The organism is Aquibaculum arenosum (assembly GCF_029222965.1).
Taxonomy (GTDB): Bacteria; Pseudomonadota; Alphaproteobacteria; order Kiloniellales; family DSM-21159; genus Aquibaculum; species Aquibaculum arenosum.
Genome location: NZ_JARHUD010000022.1, coordinates 1 through 2,829 on the forward strand (window position 1 = coordinate 1; position 2,829 = coordinate 2,829).

Consider the following 2,829-nt stretch of genomic DNA (forward strand, 5'->3'; position numbering starts at 1 on the left):
GATCGTTTGAGCCTTGTTGGTTCTGGCGGGTGCTTTTGGTGCTTTGCTGGGGTCATCGGGTTTGGAGACGATCGAAACGTGCGAGATCATGCGCGAGCATGATCGGCGAACCCGTTCAATGAGCTTCCGGGGGTCTTAGGATCGATCTTCGGGAGTGAGGTCAAGATGAGAGTTTGATCCTGGCTCAGAACGAACGCTGGCGGCAGGCCTAACACATGCAAGTCGAGCGCGCCTCTTCGGAGGCGAGCGGCGCACGGGTGAGTAACGCGTGGGAACCTACCCTGGGGTAGGGGATAACCGCTGGAAACGGCGGCTAATACCCTATACGTCCTTCGGGAGAAAGATTTATTGCCCTGGGATGGGCCCGCGTTGGATTAGCTTGTTGGTGGGGTAAAAGCCTACCAAGGCGACGATCCATAGCTGGTCTGAGAGGATGATCAGCCACACTGGGACTGAGACACGGCCCAGACTCCTACGGGAGGCAGCAGTGGGGAATATTGGACAATGGGCGCAAGCCTGATCCAGCCATGCCGCGTGAGTGAAGAAGGCCTTAGGGTTGTAAAGCTCTTTCACCCGCGAAGATGATGACGGTAGCGGGAGAAGAAGCCCCGGCTAACTCCGTGCCAGCAGCCGCGGTAATACGGAGGGGGCAAGCGTTGTTCGGATTTACTGGGCGTAAAGGGCGCGTAGGTGGATGTTCATGTCAGAGGTGAAAGCCCCGGGCTCAACCTGGGAATTGCCTTTGAAACGGGGCATCTGGAGTTCGGAAGAGGGTAGCGGAATTCCCAGTGTAGAGGTGAAATTCGTAGATATTGGGAAGAACACCAGTGGCGAAGGCGGCTACCTGGTCCGACACTGACACTGAGGCGCGAAAGCGTGGGGAGCAAACAGGATTAGATACCCTGGTAGTCCACGCCGTAAACGATGTGCGCTAGCCGTCGGGATGCTTAGCATTTCGGTGGCGCAGCCAACGCGATAAGCGCACCGCCTGGGGAGTACGGCCGCAAGGTTAAAACTCAAAGGAATTGACGGGGGCCCGCACAAGCGGTGGAGCATGTGGTTTAATTCGAAGCAACGCGCAGAACCTTACCAGCCCTTGACATGGGCGTCGCGGGATCCGGAGACGGATCCTTTCAGTTCGGCTGGACGCCACACAGGTGCTGCATGGCTGTCGTCAGCTCGTGTCGTGAGATGTTGGGTTAAGTCCCGCAACGAGCGCAACCCTTACTTTCAGTTGCCATCAGGTAGGGCTGGGCACTCTGGAGGAACTGCCGGTGACAAGCCGGAGGAAGGCGGGGATGACGTCAAGTCCTCATGGCCCTTATGGGCTGGGCTACACACGTGCTACAATGGCGGTGACAGAGGGCAGCGAAGGCGCGAGCCGGAGCGAATCCCCAAAAGCCGTCTCAGTTCGGATTGCACTCTGCAACTCGGGTGCATGAAGGTGGAATCGCTAGTAATCGTGGATCAGCATGCCACGGTGAATACGTTCCCGGGCCTTGTACACACCGCCCGTCACACCATGGGAGTTGGCTTTACCCGAAGACGGTGCGCTAACCCGCAAGGGAGGCAGCCGGCCACGGTAAGGTCAGCGACTGGGGTGAAGTCGTAACAAGGTAGCCGTAGGGGAACCTGCGGCTGGATCACCTCCTTTCTAAGGAAGCCGGCGGCTTGCTGCCGGCTTTGCTAGACAAGGCGATCGCACAACAGATTGATGGTGGCGGATTGACGCCGCCCACGTATCCCTTCCCGACGAGACGAGCCGGCGCGGCTCCTGGTCCTATGGCCGGGTAAGCTGCGCAAGGGGCTCTGGCCCCGGCCGTGTGTGCCGGGACAGTCGCGCCCAGGGGGCCTGTAGCTCAGTTGGTTAGAGCGCGCGCTTGATAAGCGTGAGGTCGGAAGTTCAAGTCTTCCCAGGCCCACCATCAGCGCCGCGTCAGCGAACGGGGGCGCCGAATAGAGGCACCGAACGGGGCCGTAGCTCAGTTGGGAGAGCGCTAGCTTTGCAAGCTTGAGGTCACCGGTTCGATCCCGGTCGGCTCCACCAGGTTCTGGCCACCAGGTTTTGGCCTTGGGTGATCGTTCGTCTCGTGGGAAGACAGAAGTTTTGGCTGTCCGCTGTTGTGGTGGATGGTCGGTTGTTTGGCATTGTGGAGAAGAAGACCTCGATTGTGCGTTTGAGGCGGGATGTCCTTAGGGCATCTCTGTCAGGCGCGCTCGGGGTTCGCATGTTTTTTCGATCTAAGTACACTCGGGTTAAAGAAGCTGAGTGAGGTCGGTTGCCGTGTTTTGCGGACTTTGTCCCTGTGCGTGGCGGCTGACTTGTCGAGATCAAGCGTTAGATAAGGGCATTTGGTGAATGCCTTGGCATGCACAGGCGATGAAGGACGTGGCACTCTGCGATAAGCCGCGGGGAGATGAGAGCAATCTTTGATCCGCGGATGTCCGAATGGGGAAACCCCACCCTTTAGGGTGATCGCCGGCTGAATCCATAGGTCGGCGAGGCGAACCCGGGGAACTGAAACATCTCAGTACCCGGAGGAAAGGAAATCAACCGAGACTCCGCTAGTAGTGGCGAGCGAACGCGGACCAGCCCAGTTCTTGTCTGTGAAGAACCTGAAGGCCCTGGAAAGGGCCGCCAGAGAGGGTGACAGCCCCGTAAGGGTAGACAGCAGGCAAGGCTTGAGTAGGGCGGGACACGAGAAATCCTGTCTGAACATGGGGGGACCACCCTCCAAGGCTAAGTACTCGTGCATGACCGATAGTGAACCAGTACCGTGAGGGAAAGGTGAAAAGCACCCCGAGAGGGGAGTGAAATAGACCCTGAAA

At 58.5% G+C, this 2,829-nt stretch carries 2 tRNA genes and 2 rRNA genes (1 of these 4 only partly in view); all 4 read left to right on the forward strand.

Annotated elements, in window-relative coordinates:
* Nucleotides 1–161: 161 nt before the first annotated feature.
* A 16S ribosomal RNA gene (locus P2G67_RS16275) occupies nucleotides 162–1,654 on the forward strand.
* A 194-nt stretch (nucleotides 1,655–1,848) separates the two neighbouring features.
* A tRNA-Ile gene (locus tag P2G67_RS16280) sits at nucleotides 1,849–1,925 on the forward strand.
* Between the two features lie 46 nt (nucleotides 1,926–1,971).
* A tRNA-Ala gene (locus P2G67_RS16285) sits at nucleotides 1,972–2,047 on the forward strand.
* A 282-nt stretch (nucleotides 2,048–2,329) separates the two neighbouring features.
* Nucleotides 2,330–2,829: ribosomal RNA gene (locus tag P2G67_RS16290) — 23S ribosomal RNA — on the forward strand; its annotated part runs 2,353 nt beyond the window's last position; the annotation flags it as partial.